The organism is Litoribacter ruber (assembly GCF_018500185.1).
Lineage (GTDB): Bacteria > Bacteroidota > Bacteroidia > Cytophagales > Cyclobacteriaceae > Litoribacter > Litoribacter ruber.
Genome location: NZ_JAHBGI010000006.1, coordinates 127,618 through 144,672 on the forward strand (window position 1 = coordinate 127,618; position 17,055 = coordinate 144,672).

General features: G+C 44.3%; 14 protein-coding genes. 4 read left to right on the top strand and 10 right to left on the bottom strand.

Annotated features, from left to right (window positions below; translation table 11 throughout):
* Positions 1–38: 38 nt before the first annotated feature.
* From ppk1 to KIH41_RS10720, 5 genes are all read right to left on the bottom strand, one after another.
* Positions 39–2,162 (bottom strand): polyphosphate kinase 1, encoded by a 2,124-nt coding sequence (gene ppk1 / locus KIH41_RS10700; RefSeq protein WP_213945911.1) that lies wholly within the window; start codon positions 2,160–2,162, stop codon positions 39–41.
* Between the two features lie 123 nt (positions 2,163–2,285).
* Positions 2,286–4,241 carry a DNA topoisomerase (ATP-hydrolyzing) subunit B gene (gene gyrB / locus KIH41_RS10705; RefSeq protein ID WP_213945912.1) on the bottom strand — a complete coding sequence of 652 codons (1,956 nt, stop codon included), beginning with the start codon at positions 4,239–4,241 and terminating at the stop codon, positions 2,286–2,288.
* 148 nt (positions 4,242–4,389) lie between these two features.
* The gene (locus tag KIH41_RS10710; RefSeq protein WP_213945913.1) at positions 4,390–4,764 is read right to left on the bottom strand and encodes a CoA-binding protein; all 375 of its coding nucleotides are present in this window, start codon (positions 4,762–4,764) and stop codon (positions 4,390–4,392) included.
* Between the two features lie 4 nt (positions 4,765–4,768).
* Complete coding sequence (locus KIH41_RS10715; protein WP_213945914.1) at positions 4,769–6,355, bottom strand: NAD(P)/FAD-dependent oxidoreductase; 1,587 nt, start codon at positions 6,353–6,355, stop codon at positions 4,769–4,771.
* A gap of 119 nt (positions 6,356–6,474) precedes the next feature.
* On the bottom strand, positions 6,475–7,440 hold the full coding sequence (locus KIH41_RS10720; protein WP_213945915.1) for a tryptophan 2,3-dioxygenase family protein: 966 nt from the start codon (positions 7,438–7,440) through the stop codon (positions 6,475–6,477).
* A 134-nt stretch (positions 7,441–7,574) separates the two neighbouring features.
* Here KIH41_RS10720 and KIH41_RS10725 point away from each other — a divergent pair, with 134 nt between their 5' ends.
* Positions 7,575–8,783 (top strand): acyl-CoA dehydrogenase family protein, encoded by a 1,209-nt coding sequence (locus KIH41_RS10725; protein ID WP_213945916.1) that lies wholly within the window; start codon positions 7,575–7,577, stop codon positions 8,781–8,783.
* Between the two features lie 13 nt (positions 8,784–8,796).
* On the opposite strand, the gene KIH41_RS10730 is transcribed toward KIH41_RS10725, so the two are convergent.
* The 3 genes from KIH41_RS10730 to KIH41_RS10740 all read right to left on the bottom strand — a co-directional run bounded on the left by KIH41_RS10730 (position 8,797) and on the right by KIH41_RS10740 (position 11,908).
* Complete coding sequence (locus KIH41_RS10730; protein ID WP_213945917.1) at positions 8,797–9,705, bottom strand: diacylglycerol/lipid kinase family protein; 909 nt, start codon at positions 9,703–9,705, stop codon at positions 8,797–8,799.
* Positions 9,702–10,739 (bottom strand): phosphatase domain-containing protein, encoded by a 1,038-nt coding sequence (locus KIH41_RS10735; protein WP_213945918.1) that lies wholly within the window; start codon positions 10,737–10,739, stop codon positions 9,702–9,704. Before KIH41_RS10735 ends, KIH41_RS10730 begins: the two co-directional genes overlap by 4 nt.
* A 71-nt stretch (positions 10,740–10,810) precedes the next feature.
* Positions 10,811–11,908 (bottom strand): DUF1573 domain-containing protein, encoded by a 1,098-nt coding sequence (locus tag KIH41_RS10740; RefSeq protein ID WP_214162384.1) that lies wholly within the window; start codon positions 11,906–11,908, stop codon positions 10,811–10,813.
* A gap of 71 nt (positions 11,909–11,979) precedes the next feature.
* On the opposite strand from KIH41_RS10740, the gene trpS reads away from it, so the two are divergent.
* Positions 11,980–12,951 carry a tryptophan--tRNA ligase gene (trpS, locus tag KIH41_RS10745; RefSeq protein WP_213945920.1) on the top strand — a complete coding sequence of 324 codons (972 nt, stop codon included), beginning with the start codon at positions 11,980–11,982 and terminating at the stop codon, positions 12,949–12,951.
* Positions 12,952–13,006: 55 nt separating this feature from the next.
* On the opposite strand, the gene KIH41_RS10750 is transcribed toward trpS, so the two are convergent.
* Complete coding sequence (locus KIH41_RS10750) at positions 13,007–13,429, bottom strand: hypothetical protein (protein WP_213945921.1); 423 nt, start codon at positions 13,427–13,429, stop codon at positions 13,007–13,009.
* A 194-nt stretch (positions 13,430–13,623) separates the two neighbouring features.
* Here KIH41_RS10750 and hppD point away from each other — a divergent pair, with 194 nt between their 5' ends.
* Together hppD and KIH41_RS10760 are read left to right on the top strand one after the other, a co-directional pair.
* Positions 13,624–14,718, top strand: a complete 1,095-nt coding sequence (hppD, locus tag KIH41_RS10755; RefSeq protein ID WP_213945922.1) for a 4-hydroxyphenylpyruvate dioxygenase — start codon at positions 13,624–13,626, stop codon at positions 14,716–14,718.
* A 137-nt stretch (positions 14,719–14,855) separates the two neighbouring features.
* Positions 14,856–16,583 (top strand): phospho-sugar mutase, encoded by a 1,728-nt coding sequence (locus KIH41_RS10760; protein WP_214162385.1) that lies wholly within the window; start codon positions 14,856–14,858, stop codon positions 16,581–16,583.
* Positions 16,584–16,625: 42 nt separating this feature from the next.
* Here KIH41_RS10760 and KIH41_RS10765 read toward each other — a convergent pair whose 3' ends face one another.
* Positions 16,626–16,844, bottom strand: coding sequence for a hypothetical protein (locus KIH41_RS10765; RefSeq protein WP_214162386.1), 219 nt, complete (start codon positions 16,842–16,844; stop codon positions 16,626–16,628).
* Positions 16,845–17,055: the final 211 nt, after the last annotated feature.

Genomic DNA, 17,055 nt, shown 5'->3' on the forward strand with positions numbered 1-17,055 from the left:
TGGCCTTTCAAGCTAAATAGATTTGAAAGGCCAGTTTTTTAATCGATCAGTTTGACTTCTCTGACTTTGTTGATGTCCAGGTGGAAAAACTCCCGGTGGATATTGAAGGGTTCCTCGCCTTCTGCAGGACACTTAGGCACATAACTTCCATCTTCCTGCATGACATAACTGTTGACATTGTCTCTTAAATTGAAGGATAGAATATTCATCAATTGTTTTTGAAGCATTGGGGACTCCACACGAAACAGCGACTCTAACCTGCGGTCAAAGCTCCTCACCATCATGTCGGCACTGCCTACATAGGTGCGGAAATCGCCGTTGTTATGGAAATGGTAGATTCTGGAATGCTCCAAAAAGTCACCCACTATGGATATCACCTCAATATTTTCACTCAGATCCACTCTTCCAGGTCTTAAACAACAAATACCCCTTACCACCAATTTAATGGGGACTCCAGCTTGTGAGGCTCGATAAAGGGCATAAATGGTCTCGCTATCTTCCAGAGAATTGACCTTGATGAATATGCCACATTTCAGACCATTTCTGGCATTTTCAGCTTCATTTTCTATAAAATTGATCAGCTGATTTCGCATATCGCGAGGTGCGGTGATCAGGTTTTTATAGGTAGTAGGCATGCTGTGTCCGGTGATTACATTAAAGAATTCTGATACATCATTGGCCAAGATTTCATTGGTAGTCAACAGACCTATATCCGTGTACAGCCTTGAAGTATCTTCATTGTAATTCCCTGATCCTAGGTGGACATACCGGGTCACTCTATCCTCATCCTTTTTCACGATCAAAAGAAGCTTAGTATGGGTTTTCAAGTTACTCACCCCATATATCACAAAGCAGCCGGCTTTTTGGAGTTTTTTAGCCTCCCGCATGTTGTTTTCTTCGTCAAATCTTGCCTTGACTTCAAAAAGAACCGAGATATGCTTACCATTCTCCACTGCCCGCAACAAAGCAGAAGTGATCCTGGAATCCTTCGCCAAACGATAGATGGTCATCTTAATGGCCATCACATTGGGATCATCTGCGGCTTTCTCCAGCAAATCCAAAATCGGGTCAATGTTGTTGTAAGGATGGTGCAAAAGCACATCTTGGTGCTTTAACACTTGGAACACATCCTCCGTGCTGGCATCAGGATAAGAAAGCGGCGGAACCGGATCGGGTATTGGCGGGATTTTATCCTTAAAACGCTTGTTGCCTATCACTTGCCACAACCCTGTAAAATCGAGCATACTGGTTTTGGCTACGGTAAAAATACTGTCGTCCTTTATTACCCAACGCTCCTTCAGCAGGTTGACCATCCATTGGCTGTAGCCATCCTCAATTTCGATCCGGACCACGCGCCCGGTTTTTCTGGCGTTAAGTTTCCTTTTCACCTCCTCCAGGAAGTTGTTGTCCATGTCCTCACTTTCCTCCAAGGTGAAATCACCGTTTCTGGTAATCCTGAAAAGGTTAATGGATTCGATGTCAACATTCCTAAACAAGGACACAATATGCACTCTGATAACCTCTTCAATAGGGACATAAATCACCAGATCCTCCCTTTCGATTTCGAAAAACCTCGGGATATTGGATGGAATCTGAACAAATGAAAGTTTGCGGTTATCCTTTTTGTCTCCCGGACTGATTGTTACCACTCCAAATATCAGGAGCTTGTTCATCAATATGGGAAAGGTATGGTATCCATCAAAAACCATGGGAGTCAACATGGGGTAAACCGCCTTGAAATAATATTCTTTGATATATTCTTGCTCTTCGGGCAGGAGGTTTCGCACATTGCTTAGCATGAAACCGGAGTCTATGAGACTCGGCAACAAGCTGTTTTGAAAGTGATCTTGGATTTTGGCATGAAAATCCTGACATTCCTGCATCAGTTTCATTTTGAAGGGCTCTTCCCGAAGACCGGAATAATCGACCCTTTCTTTATCATAATCCAAGTAATTATATAGGGACCCTACCCTAATCATGAAAAACTCATCCAAATTGGAAGCGGCAATGGCCAGAAACTTCAGCTTTTCAAAAACCGAACGGGTCTCCTTGGTGGATTGATCATATACACGATCATTAAATTTGAGCCAACTCAAATCCCTGCTGATCAGGTCACTGCTATAAATTAACTGTTCTATTTTATCTTGCTGAGCTACTTTCATTTCCATATCAGTTTGGCAAAATCCTTTCTGAATCTGTCTCAAATTCTGCCTTATAAATATAAGGTATTTGTATAAAAAAAGGGGCCCATGGCCCCTTTTCTGCTATCTTTCGACAAACGCTTATCAAGTATCGATTTTGGCGTACTTGGCATTTTTCTCGATAAAATCTCTTCGGGGTGCTACCTCGTCTCCCATCAGCATACTGAATAAATGGTCAGCCTCTGCTGCGGATTCAATGGTAACCTGTTTCAAGGTACGCGTGTTTGGATCCATGGTGGTACTCCAAAGCTGCTCAGGGTTCATTTCCCCAAGACCTTTATATCGCTGAATCGAAACACTTTCCTCTTTCCCATCTTTGGCCAATTCCTTGATCATTTCCTTTCTTTCTTCCTCTGTCCAGCAATAGCGTTCCTCTTTTCCTCTTTTTAACAAATAAAACGGAGGAAGTGCAATGTAGACATATCCCTTTTCAATCAAAGGTCGCATGTATCTAAAGAACAGGGTCAAAATAAGGGTACGGATGTGGGAACCGTCAATATCGGCATCCGTCATGATTATTATTTTGTGATAACGAAGGCTGGTGACATCCAGCTCACGTTCGTCGTTCACCGTACCAAACTTAACCCCAAGGGCAGTCAGTATGTTTTTAATTTCGTCATTGTCATAAATTTTATGCTCATGGGCTTTCTCCACGTTAAGGATTTTACCTTTAAGAGGCAGAATAGCCTGAAAATCACGATCACGGCCCTGCTTGGCAGATCCACCCGCAGAGTCTCCCTCGACAAGGTATAATTCACAGACAGTCGGGTCACTGTTGGCGCAATCGGCGAGCTTTCCTGGAAGTCCCCCTCCACCGAGCACGTTCTTTCTCTGCACCATCTCACGGGCTTTTTTTGCCGCATGACGTGCCTGAGCGGCCAATACGACCTTACCAACGATGATTTTCGCCTCTTTTGGATGCTCCTCAAGCCAAATCTGCAAAACTTCTGACACAGCCTGATCCACAGCCCCCACCACATCGGAGTTACCCAATTTGGTTTTGGTCTGTCCTTCAAATTGTGGCTCGGCTACTTTTACTGAAATCACCGCCGTAAGACCTTCTCTAAAATCATCACCTGAAATGTCAAACTTGAGCTTGTCAAGCATACCAGATTTATCGGCATAGCTTTTTAGTGTTCTGGTAAGGGCTCTTCTGAAACCGGATACGTGTGAACCACCTTCATAGGTATTGATGGTGTTGACATAAGAAACCACATTTTCAGAATACGAGGAATTATAACTCATGGCCACCTGTACGGGCACACTGTTTTTCTCAGATTCAATGTAGATAGGCTCCGCTATGATCTTTTCCTTGGTTTCATCAAGGTATTGAACAAATTCAACCAATCCGCCTTCGGAAAAGAACTCCTCAGACTTAGGCTGCCCATCCTCTTCTATTTCACGAAGGTCAGTAAGGGTAAGGCGTATACCGGCATTAAGAAATGCCATTTCTCTCAATCGAGTGGCAATGGTTTCGTACTTGTATTCCGTATGTTGAAAAATTTCCCCATCGGGTTTAAAGTGGATGATGGTACCTCTTTTCTCGGTAGTCCCAATTTCGGTCACTTCTGTTTGGGGAATACCTTTGGAGTATTCCTGTTCGAAAATTTTCCCGTTTCTATGAACCGTAGCCCTTAAATGGGTGGAAAGTGCGTTCACACAGGAAACCCCCACACCGTGTAAACCACCGGAAACTTTATAGGTATCCTTGTCAAACTTACCACCGGCGTGGAGCACGGTCATCACGACCTCAAGTGCCGATTTATTTTCTTTTTTGTGCAGGTCGGTAGGAATCCCCCTACCGTTGTCCTCCACCTTGATGGAATTGTCTTCTAAAACTGTAACATGAATGGTGTCACAATGGCCGGCCAAAGCCTCATCAATTGAGTTATCTACAACTTCCCAAATGAGGTGGTGAAGCCCTTTTACACCAACATCGCCAATATACATGGCGGGCCTTTTTCTTACGGCCTCTAATCCTTCTAAGACTTGAATATTACTCGCGCCGTAATCCGCGCGGTTTTCATTTTCTTGACTCATAGTAATCTCAATAACATTCTCAAAGGAGGCATGGGGCCTCAGTTATTCAAAGTTTTTCAATCTTTAATAATACGGCTTTTTTGGCGAAAAACCGCCAAATTAGAGGAAATTTCCTCATTTGGAAGGTAAAATCCGAAGGCGGTGAAAATTAGAACTGATCGGACCTCAGCATGACCAGGGTGCAGCCAAAAACAGTTTCCACACCCTGCTCTTTGGCTTTGTTCATAAGCGACTGATCCTCAGTACCCGGATTGAATATTATTCTTTTGGGATGTAGGGATAAAATGTAATCGTGCCACTCAGGCAAATTTCTGGCTCCAATATATAGCGTGACCGTATGCACATCTGGTACCTCAGGCTTTTGCCTTAGGTCAAGAATTTCCTTTCCGTTAACCTTTCCTGTTTTTATGCCCACAGGGATGTATTCCATCCCATATTCCTCCAACATGTTGGCTGCTACAAATGCGTATCGGCTGGAGTTGGTCGTTGCCCCAAGTATTACCGTTTTTTTTGGTGTCATCATGTCATTATTTAGTGCGGTGGTATTGTTCGATGAGCTTTTCTGCACATCTTTCCCCATCCATAGCAGCTGAAACTATGCCACCTGCATATCCTGCGCCTTCTCCACAGGGATAAAGTCTTTTTAATTGGGGATGCTCAAAAGTATCCTTGTCCCGCGGAACCCTCACAGGGGATGAGGTACGGCTTTCCACACCGATTATTTGGGCCTCATTGGTCAGATAACCCCTCATTTTTTTCCCAAATGCCAGAAAAGCATCCTTCAACCTGCTCGCCACAAAATCTGGCAAGACTTCGTGCATATTCACAGAAGCCAAGCCCGGCTGATAGGAAGTGCTCAGCAGGGAGTTGCTGACTTTTCCATTGACAAAATCCTGCATGCGTTGGGCAGGTGCCACTTGTGTTTTGCCGCCATAAACCCAGGCATTTCTTTCCACTTCTGCCTGAAACTCCATGGCTGCCAAAGGCCCGTATTTTTGATATTGAGGCAGGTCCTCCAGCTCCACAGCCACGACCATACCGGAATTGGCAAACTTGCTATCTCTCCGGCTGGGGCTCATCCCGTTTACCACCAATTCCTCCTGTGCGGTGGCGGCCGGCACGATAAATCCACCCGGACACATGCAAAAGGAAAATACCCCCCGCTGCTTACCTTTAAACATAGTCTGCTCCACTAAGCTGTAGGAAGAAGCTGGCAGGTATGGCCCGCGGTCAATCTCGCAATGATATTGGATTTGGTCGATTAGATTTTGGGAATGTTCTATCCTGACTCCCAAGGCAAAGGGTTTCGCTTCGATCAGGACTTTATGTTCATGCAATAGGTGAAATATATCCCGCGCAGAGTGGCCTGTTGCCAGAACTACTCCCATACCGGTTATTTTTTCGCCATCCTGAGTCACGACACCCTTGAGTTCATTTCCCTCAATAACAAGGTCGGTGACTTTGGTATCGAAAAGTACCTGCCCCCCAGCATTGCGGATGGTTTCTCTCCATTCCTCTACTAGCTTGGGTAGCTTGTTGGTCCCGATATGCGGATGGGCGTCTACCAGAATCTCTTCGGTGGCCCCATGGGCAACCATAATTTCGAGAATTCTTCTGATGTCTCCTCTTTTCTTGGAGCGGGTATAAAGCTTACCATCGGAATAGGTTCCTGCGCCCCCTTCGCCAAAGCAATAATTGGATTCGGGGTTTACCTTATGCTCTTTGTTGATGGCGGCAAGGTCTCGGCGCCTGGCCCTTACATCCTTGCCCCTTTCAATCACAACGGGTTTAACCCCCAACTCAATAGCCCGCAAAGCGGCAAAAAGTCCCGCCGGACCAGCACCAACGATGATCATTTGCTGGGCATTGCTGACATTGGGATAATCAAAAGTGTTGGTCAGGCGTGATGGAGGTGTTTCTTTGACAAACACCTCAGCCTGTATATTCACCTTGACCTGGCGCCGGCTTCTCGCATCAATGGAGCGCTTCAAAACGCGGACATCCGCGCTTTTTTCCTGCGGTGAAACCCCTGCCTGCCTGAGCAGGATATCACGCAAAACCTGCTCCTGAAACGCCTCTTCCGGCTTCAGTACTAATTTCAGTTCTTTTCTCATATCAGTAAGGTATTTATCCTTAAAAATTTTCAATTCTAATCTTAAGGCAAATAGGCCTTGGTGCAACTTCTTTTAAAACTTTGTGCCCATTGTGCCCATTTCCTTTTGCACTTTCCTTCCTAAAGCTCTTCTTTTCCGAAAACCTCTTTCACAACCCAGCCTTTCCCCCACTCAGCTATCTCCTCCTCAGTCCAAAGTTCGGGATAGAAAATTACCTTTTGGAAACGCGGTGGCAAATACTTTTGCCAATTGGTACCGCCTGTGGCCGCAATGTCAACCGGATCGCGTTGCAAATAGCGCACGGCCGACTTGTAGTGCGAAAGCGGCCAATACACGTTGGCTTTCAGGTCAAAGGTCTTCATCAGCCCCTTCAGCTCCTCATCCTTGTCTTCACAAAGCAGATACTGCTGCCAAAGATTGCTGTGCTTATATTTATCGATCAGTTCCTTGATCTCCTTGCCATATTTTTGCTCAAAGGACTTTAGGGTCAACGTTTTTTCTCCCGTCGCAAGTTCAGTTGCCCCAAACTGCCAGTAAAGCTTATCAAACAGCTCCTGGGTTTGGCTTTCGGGGCTTAGCTCTTTTCTGAATTTCATGGCAGCCAGGGTGTGCGTATCAGTGGCCAGCAACTCGATAAATCTATACTGGGCACTTTGGAAACCACTGGATGGCAGAAGCGACATCCTGAATTTGAGGAATTGCTCTTTCTCCATCCCCTTCCACATCACTGCAAAAGATGAAATCAAATGGTCAAAATACATGATTACCCGCTCCAATCTTTGCTTGAAAAATTCAGCTTTGATATTTTTCTCTTCCGAGAGTTGCTCCATTTCCCAAAGGCATAATTTAAAGTACAGTTCGGTAATCTGGTGGTAGATGATGAAAATCTTCTCATCCTTGAAAGAGGTCTTTGGCTGCTGAAGCGTCAAAAGGGTATCAAGATTGATGTAGTCCCAGTAGGTTAAGTAATCCGCATAGAGTAGGCCCTCCAAATAAGAGGACAAATCCTGTCCGGAAGCCTTGAATTTCTGCTCTAAAAGCTCAATCTTTTGGGTAATGTCATTGTTGGGTTTATGCTTTTCCATAAGGAATAATTTCTGCAGGCAAGGTAGCTTTTTAAGAAAGTTCTTGCTTACTTGAGTTAATCTTAAAGCTGAGCATTTGATCAGCATTCGAAATGTAAAATTCTATTTTAAAAACCAATTAAGCAAAATTAATTATGGAGGCAGCCGAGGCAAAACACAAATCTCAAAAGCAGGACGCATTCGAGGGGGTGGATTTTTACAACTTGGACGATCTATTGACCGAGGAGCACAAGCTGATCCGGAATTCCATCCGGGACTTTGTCAAAAAGGAAATTTATCCGAATATAGAAAACTGGTGTCAGGACGCTTACTTCCCCTATGACATTGTGAAGAAATTTGGTGATGTGGGTGCCTTTGGACCTCAAATACCAGAAAACTACGGGGGCGGAGGATTGGACTATATTTCCTATGGCCTCATCATGCAGGAAATCGAGCGAGGCGACTCGGGCATGAGGTCCACCGCCTCTGTCCAGGGTTCATTGGTGATGTATCCCATCTATAAGTTTGGCTCCGAGGATCAGCGCAACAAATACCTGCCCAAACTGGCTTCCGGTGAAATGCTGGGCTGCTTTGGCCTTACCGAACCTGACCACGGGTCCAACCCAAGCGGTATGGTGACCAACTTCAAGGACATGGGCGACCACTACTTGCTCAATGGAGCGAAAATGTGGATCTCCAACTCTCCAAAAGCTGACATTGCGGTGGTTTGGGCCAAAAATGAGGAAGGCAGAATCCATGGCTTAATCGTAGAAAGAGGTATGGAAGGCTTCACCACTCCAGAAACCCACAACAAGTGGTCACTCCGCGCTTCCTGCACGGGTGAATTGGTTTTCCACGATGTGAAAGTTCCAAAGGAGAACCTGCTTCCTGGCAAATCCGGGCTTGGTGCACCCCTTATGTGCTTGGATTCCGCCCGCTACGGGATAGCCTGGGGAGCAATTGGCGCTGCTATGGACTGCTATGACTCCGCTAGAAGGTATTCGCTCGAAAGGCAGCAGTTTGGCAAGCCAATCGGAGGCTTCCAGCTGATCCAAAAGAAACTTGCCGAGATGCTGACGGAAATCACCAAAGCACAACTCCTCACCCACCGACTGGGCCAATTAATGAACGAGGGAAAGGCAACTACCTCCCAAATCTCCATGGCCAAGCGAAATAATGTCAACATGGCCTTGGAAATAGCGCGTGAAGCACGTCAGATTCATGGCGGCATGGGCATTACCGGAGAGTATCCGATTATGCGCCACATGATGAATTTGGAGTCTGTGATTACTTATGAAGGAACACACGATATTCACCTTCTGATATTAGGAAATGAAATCACCGGGATTCCGGCATTCAAATAAAGTAAACAGGGAGCTACTCGCTCCCTTTTTTGATTTCCGATGGATTTATGATCACTTTCAGCCGGTTTTTCATGATCCCAATTTTTGCCTTTCTCACATCCCGCTCGACGTCTCCGTCAATTTGAAAAGTTGCCCCATCCGGGTTCTGGATGGTGGCCTCGGTACACTTCCAGGTTTTCACAAAATCGCAGCTTTTCAGCTCGCCTCTCATCAGGTGGTAAAAAAAATTTACAATTTCATCGATACCGTCTGGATTAAATGCCAAGATTTCAAACATTCCATCGTCAATCCTGCCAGCGGGGTTGATAATAGCTCCAGTCCCATATTGATTCCCATTGGCTATTAACAGCATTCTCGCCATCACTTGGATTTCCTTTCCATTTATCTGAAGATTAAATTGGTATGGCTTATTTTCAAACAGCTCTGATAACGCACCTTTTAAATAGGTGATCATTCCCCTACCCTCAATCTGCTCATATTTTGCCACCAAACCCGCGTTGAATCCAAAATCACTGAGATGGAGACAGATGTTATCGTTGATGGTTAGGATATCCATTTCCGTGGAATCATTGGCAGCCATGGCCTCTAGGGCTTCCTCCAATTCTGACATGCCCAAGCAGGTGGCCAAGCCATTTGCTGATCCCAAAGGAAGAATGCCAAGTGGATAGCTATAATTATCTTTTATAAAAACCTCCACAATTCTCCGTACCGTACCATCTCCCCCTGCCACAATGACCAAATCCCATTGGAATAAATCCAGACTTTTTTTGATGCTCTCAGGTGATTTGTTTTCACCTTTGAGAATGTGGCTGTGCAAATTTTCCAATGCAGGAAAGGTGAGGTTAATCCTGGATAATAAAAACTCTTCCGCCACCTGGGTTCTTCCAGCAGTGGGGTTAAAAAAAAGCAAGATTTTCTTCATATTGTATTGGGCTTGATAAAGCCATTTTCAAGTGCATGGTCAATTGCTTCATGGGTGTTTTTGACGTAAGCAATCACCACCTTATTTTTAAATCTGTCGAGCAATCCCCGGCGTTCATCGTCCATGGGTTTGATGATCCGAATATACACGGCGATGACTTTGTCGGGAAACTCTTCGATGGCTTCAGCGTAAAGTTCCGGATCATGCTGCCCACTATCCCCTACAAGGATAAACTTCATGCTCCGATAAAGTTTAAAAAGTAGGATGATTTTATCTTTCTTGTGCTGATGGCTTCCCCCTCCCGATTTCCAGATGTTTCTGATGTTGACGTGCAGATCCTGCAACAAAAGAGGGCCTCTGGGTATATGTCGGTATTCCAAAAAGTCTTTGATCAATTCATTTAAATTCCAATCACTGCTAGAGACATAGAAAACCGGGTTTTCCTCATGGTTGGTAAGCCCTTTGTAAAACTTGCTAATACCGGGAAAGGGCCTACGGGTGTAGGCATTTTTGGAAATGGACAGCCATAATTTTTCGCCAAGCTGTGTAGCTTTTGACACCAAAATGGTGTCATCGATGTCCGATATGATGCCCAAAGGGTGATCGGATGAATAGCGGCTTACTGGAAATAGCACCTCTTTCTGCTGGTAGGAAAGGTCTCCATTCTCAATAAAGGTAAAGCTTACGAGTTCTTGCTTGGCGGTTTTTGGAGTTTTAAACTTCCCTTCCAAAATCCCCTCTTCATCACTCACCATTACAATTTCCTTATCCCCCAGTCGAGCAGCAACCTCCACATCGGAAACACTGCTACCGGAATACCTTCTCACAGCGGCCAGCATATTTTTTGGCGCTGACTTCCGCTCCGAGGGTACGCTTTGCTTGTAGGATTCTACCACCCGTGCTTTTATATAGACTTTCCTTTCATTGCCAAACGCATACAGAGGTTCAATTTGGATCATGTCCAACTTTCCCACGGCTCTTTTGAGCTTTGAAAACCCATAGCGAAAAGGTAATGTCAAAAGCCTAGCTATCATATGTTTTAGAAAACTGGTAGAACTAAACTTAGAGCAAAAAGAAAGCCTCAAAAAACTTTGAGGCTTAAAACTTATTTGATGCTGCTTTTTATCAGAATTGTTCTGGTGGGGCTAAGCGGGTCGTTACTGAAAATTGTAATGGTTTTATGGTCCAGCCCCTGTCTGCCCCGAGGGTCAAAGGTAAACCTCAGTTGCTCTTTGTCACCAGGCGCGATATCATAATTTCTAAGCTCCACTTGCAAACATTCACAATTGGAAACCACCTTGCGAATGTTGACAGGCTGCCCGCCCATGCTGCTCAAGGTCACGGCATTGCTAACCGGTCTGTTACTGGAAACATTACTCAGATTCACATTCACGTCGGATATTCCCAGCTTAGGCTGATCGTTTACCTCAGACTTTTTTACCGGAGGAAAATACTCATGCACTGTAGTCAAAAGGCGGACTTCCATTTCGGTAGTCCCCCTGTCTTCAATGAAAAACTGTATCCTCTCATCGAAAAAGCCCAGATCCCCCTTTTGTTCCCCATCATAGGTGATTTCCAAAATCCCTCTGGATTTGGCTGGCACAATTGCCGGGCTCATTTTCAGTTTGATATGGTCTGGCAGTACGGTTTTGGAATCGTTGAGCGTCACAGACATATCCTTGAAGTTAAAAAAGTCCACGTATTTGGTCTTGGGCTCATTATTAATTATATCCCCAACATTTACACTGGTAAATTTGAACCCCATATCGCCCACCCGGTGCGAATAATGCACATCCACATTTTCGGGGTAAGGCAGGTTATAACCTTCCAGAAAAAGTGTATCCCCGTCGGAATCAATGTTGGTTTTGACGATTACCATCTTACTGAACTGCCCTCCCCTATTGGTAGGGTCGTATGCCACCTTGATCTCACCGATTTTGTCTTGGTACAGGGTATCAGTAGTGTAGGAGGCCACTGTACAGCCGCAGTCGGTTTCTACATTTTGAATAAAAACAGGAAAATCAGCTCTATTCACAAAATAGAAATCGCTGGTGACCATCCCCGATTCTTCCATCACCATGCCGAGGTCTACCCGTTGTTTTTCCCAAATAATTGGCCGGTCAGCAATCGACTGAGCAGCAAGACCATGGGCAAATCCCAAATAGAAAATCACACCTAAAAGACTGAATACTGAATTTCTCATAATGGCAAATAACGGTAAAAAAACAGGGATTTGTGTGCACATTTCTTTAATTTGCGCCAAAAATTTTATCGATGGCGAGAGTATTAACAGGAATTCAAAGTTCAGGTAGGCCCCACTTGGGCAATTTGTTAGGAGCAATCGAACCTGCGATTGCCTTGACGAAAAAAAACAACAACGAATCTTTCATTTTTATTGCCGATTTTCATTCTTTGACCACTATCAAAGATGCTTCCACCCGAAGGGAAAACGTGCAGGCTGTGGCTGCTGCCTGGCTTGCTTTTGGGCTGGACATCAACAAAAGTGTATTCTACCGACAGTCCAGAATACCAGAGGTAGCCGAATTGACTTGGTATCTCAGCTGCTACACCCCTTTTCCAATGCTTGCCAATGCGCACAGTTTTAAGGACAAAGCGGACCGTTTATCTGATGTTAACGCGGGGCTTTTCACATACCCAGTGTTGATGGCTGCTGATATTTTGCTTTATCAAGCGGATATCGTCCCTGTCGGGAAAGACCAACTGCAACATTTGGAAATGACCCGTGATATCGCCAGTTCATTTAACCACAAGCTGGGAGAGGACTTCTTCACCCTTCCGGAGGCCCGAGTAAACGAAGAGGTGATGATCATTCCGGGTACCGATGGACAAAAGATGAGCAAATCATACAACAACTATATCGACATCTTCCTACCGGAAAAGCAGCTTAAGAAAAATATCAACAGCATAGTCACCGACAGTACCCCATTGGAAGACCCCAAGGACCCGGACGCCTGCAATGTGTTTAAACTATTTAAACTTATAGGTACAGCTGAGGAAACCCAGGTGCTTAGAGAAAAATACGAAGCGGGTAATTTCGGATATGGCCATGCCAAGAAAGAATTTATGGGCTTAATTCTGGACAAATACGCGGAGCAACGCAAGGAGTTTGATTTCTATATGAGCCACTTGGAAGAGCTGGATTTGAAACTTTCAGAAGGTGAGGCCAAGGCTAGGGAAATTGCCAGTGAGCTGATGAGAGACATTCGGTTCAAGTTAGGCTTTTAAATAAAAAGGCGCGACGGGGAAATCCAGTTGCGCCTTTTTAATTGTTTTACTTCATTTATCTTGATCTCCAGAGGTCTTTTAAAGAGACCCCGTTGATTTGCATCACAAATCTCGTTGGATTGGGTACAAGGATAATTCTCACATCCTGTCCGTCAAATTGCTCAGATTCCACCGGCACACCTTCCATGCCTTTTACCTCATAGCTCACTACACCTCTTGCATCGGGAAGCATCGGGGTGTATTTGTTTGCCAAATAGGCGGAAGGCAATAAGACATCATTGTCTGGACAAAGCTTGTCATATATATTTTCCAACTGCGTTTCCAGATATGGTCCAAATTCCTCATTTAGATCATCTTCCAAATCGTGAAGCTCTTCTTCAATATCATCATAGTCCGGATCGGCATAGGTTTTCTTGCTCAGTGAGATTCTCTTTTCCACAATCGCCGTCAAATCCCTGTCGAGTTTGTCTAAATCCATAAATAAAGGTTTGTAGTTTTCAATGTAAATATGAAGGTAAAGAATAAGGAAAAAGTTTCCAAAAAGGGCTGAATTTAAAGTTTTCCCCTCATTTGGGCATAGTTCAACTATTGCGGGAATGTATTGCCGAAATTGGCTAGAAAATTTTATCTTTGTCTACACCAAAAATGAATATAAACCCAAAACTATAGATTATGCAAGAAGATTTTCTGCCTATAAACGGCACAGATCACGTTGAAATGTATGTGGGGAATGCAAAGCAGTCTTCACTTTTTTATCAGTACGCATTCGGTTTTGAGCAAATCGCTTATGCCGGGCCCGAAACCGGAGTAAAGGATCGCGCCTCGTATGTTCTTAAGCAGGGGAAAATCAGATTGGTGCTCACTACCCCTCTACAGCAGGATCACCCCATCGCCGACCATATCAAAAAACATGGTGATGGCGTGAAGGTTTTGGCCCTATGGGTGGATGATGCTGAAAAAGCCTATCAGGAAACCACTTCCAGAGGCGCTGAATCCTATGAGGCCCCAAAGGTGCTTTCTGACGAAAACGGCGAGGTGAAGGTAGCATCCATCAGAACATACGGAGAGACAATCCACACCTTTGTGGAAAGAAGTAAATACAATGGTCCTTTCCTTCCAGGTTTCATTGAAAAGAAAAGCTTGTACAAATCCACTCCGGTAGGTTTCAAGTTCATAGACCACTGCGTAGGTAATGTCGGATGGGGCGAAATGAACAAATGGGTAGAGTTTTATGAAAAAGTAATGGGCTTCAATTTGCTGGTTACTTTTGATGACAAGGATATTTCCACAGAATATACCGCCTTGATGTCCAAGGTTGTTTCCAACGGAAACGGCTACATCAAGTTCCCAATCAACGAACCTGCAGAAGGAAAGAAAAAAAGCCAAATCGAGGAGTACTTGGACTTCTACAATGGCGCGGGCGTTCAGCACATGGCTATTGCTACTGACAATATTATCGAGACCGTGACTGAGTTGAGAAATCGCGGTGTGGAGTTTTTGGAAGTGCCTGGCACGTATTATGATGACTTGCTAGACCGAGTTGGGGCGATCGAAGAGGACCTGGAGCCTTTGAAGAAGCTGAACATATTGGTGGACAGAGACAATGAGGGCTACCTGTTGCAGATTTTCACCAAGCCGGTTCAAGACAGACCTACCCTGTTTTTTGAAATCATCCAGAGAAAAGGTGCAAAATCCTTTGGAAAAGGCAATTTCAAAGCTCTTTTTGAAGCAATCGAAAGGGAGCAGGCGCTTAGGGGCAATCTGTAAGCTAAGATAAACAAATTAAACAAGTCCCAAGTTTTTAAAGCACCGAACAATCAAAAATGGTTTTTGGTCTTAGACTTGGGGCTTTTTTATTCCTTTAGCAAAACGTATTTTATTTATATATAACTTTTTATCAGAAAATGACAGATACACTTATCACCCAAAAAGCTGAAAAATGGCTTAAAAGTAACATTGATGAGGCAAGCAGGTTGGAAATCACCCGAATGATGGCCGCAGAAGACCAGTCTGAGCTGGTGGATTGTTTTTACAAAGACCTAGAATTCGGTACCGGCGGCCTTCGTGGAGTTATGGGCGTGGGCTCAAACCGGATGAACGTATATACCGTAGGCATGGCCACACAAGGCTTGGCCAATTACTTATTGGCATCCTTTCCAGGCCAGGAGATTAAAGTGGCTATCACCCATGACAACCGCATCAACAACACGCTTTTTGCCGAAACTACGGCCAATGTTTTAACCGCCAACGGCATCCATGTTCTTTACTTTAGGGAATTGAGACCAACCCCCATGTTGTCTTTTGCAATCAGGCATTTTGGCTGTAAAAGCGGTGTGATGGTTACCGCCTCACACAATCCAAAGGAATACAATGGATACAAGGCTTATTGGGAGGATGGTGCACAGATAGTGGCCCCTCACGATAAAAGTATTATCATGGAGGTCCAGAAGATCGACTCCTTTGACAAGGTAAAATGGGAGAAAAATGAATCCCTCATCACCTATATCGAGGAGGACTTTGACTTGATCTACTTGAATGAAGTGAAAAAACTAAGCCTTTCGCCGGAGGCTATTCTTACCCAAAAAGACATGCCCATTGTTTTTTCCCCAATCCACGGGGCAAGTGGCAAAATGGTGCCGGCTGCCTTGAAGGTATTTGGCTTCGAAAACGTTCATGTGGTAAAAGAACAGGCTGAGCCCGACGGAAATTTCCCTACGGTGGTATATCCTAACCCAGAAGAGCCAGAGGCTTTGGACATGGCCCTCCAATTGGGCAGAAATGTGAACGCAGCTTTGGTTTTGGCTTGTGACCCTGACGGGGACAGATATGCTGCGGCCATATTGAATGAAACGGGTGCCTATGAATTGCTGAATGGCAACCAGGCTGGCGTAATCCTCACAGAGTATTTACTCTCTAAAATGCAGGAGCAAGGCAGATTGACCGGGGAACACTTTATGGTGAGTACCATCGTGACCACCGACCTGATCCACGAGATTGCCAAAGCTTACCGCACTAAATATTATAGCACCCTTACCGGCTTTAAAAACATTGCGATGGTGATCCGGGAAAAAGAAGGTAAAGAAATCTACATTGCCGGCGGGGAAGAAAGTTTTGGATTTTTGATCGGGGATTTTGTGAGAGACAAAGATGGCGTGTCTGCATGCGCTTTGACTGCTGAAGCAGTTGCCTATTATAGATCCAAGGGTAAAAGCCTTATTGATGTACTCGCTGACATCTACATGAAGCATGGTTTCTACAAAGAGGCCCTCATATCCGTGACTAAAAAAGGAAAAGACGGTGCAGAGCAGATCCAACAACTGATGCATGGCTTCAGAACAGCCCGACCAACCCACATTAATGGAATCAAAGTAGTAAAAATTGTGGATGTTCAGGAAAGCATTGAATACGATGTAGTGAACAATGCTGAAACACCATTATTGCTTGACAAGTCTAATGTGCTGCAATTCTACTTAGAGGATGGCAGTAAGATTTCGGCTAGACCTTCGGGCACAGAGCCAAAAATAAAATATTACATTTCTGTACATGAACCGCTTCCAAATCGCGAAGCCTACAGGAAAGTAGAAGAGTCCTTGAATAGAAAAATTGAAGCGCTAAAAACTTTCTTTGAGTAAAGAAAAAAGCCTTGCAATGATTTTGCAAGGCTTTTTTTATTTTTAACCCCTATTCACAGACTCTTGACCTTTCACCTGTCGGTGGGTCAACCAAGTAAAAACAAATCCCAATTGTGGTATGAGGAACAATAAAATTGTTGGCGTCAGATTTTCGGCAGCAAGGCCAAATTCAATCTCCAGGGTTCTTCCTGCCATCAACATAATGATGGTAGCAAATAAAGCAAATATATTAGCAGCGATTAATTTATTTCGATTAGACATGGCAGTTTGCGGTATAAGGTTATACAATTAATTAAAACAATCTTTCCATAAGAAAGCAAACACTCTTCCAAAAATTATAATTAATAATTTTTTAATTACAAAAAATGGTTAAAGCATCCAATTTTGTTTATAAACGACCGTGAGGTGTAAAATAAAAAGCATTTCCTTTTCAAAGGAAATGCTTTTTAAAAGATTATAACTGATTGATTTA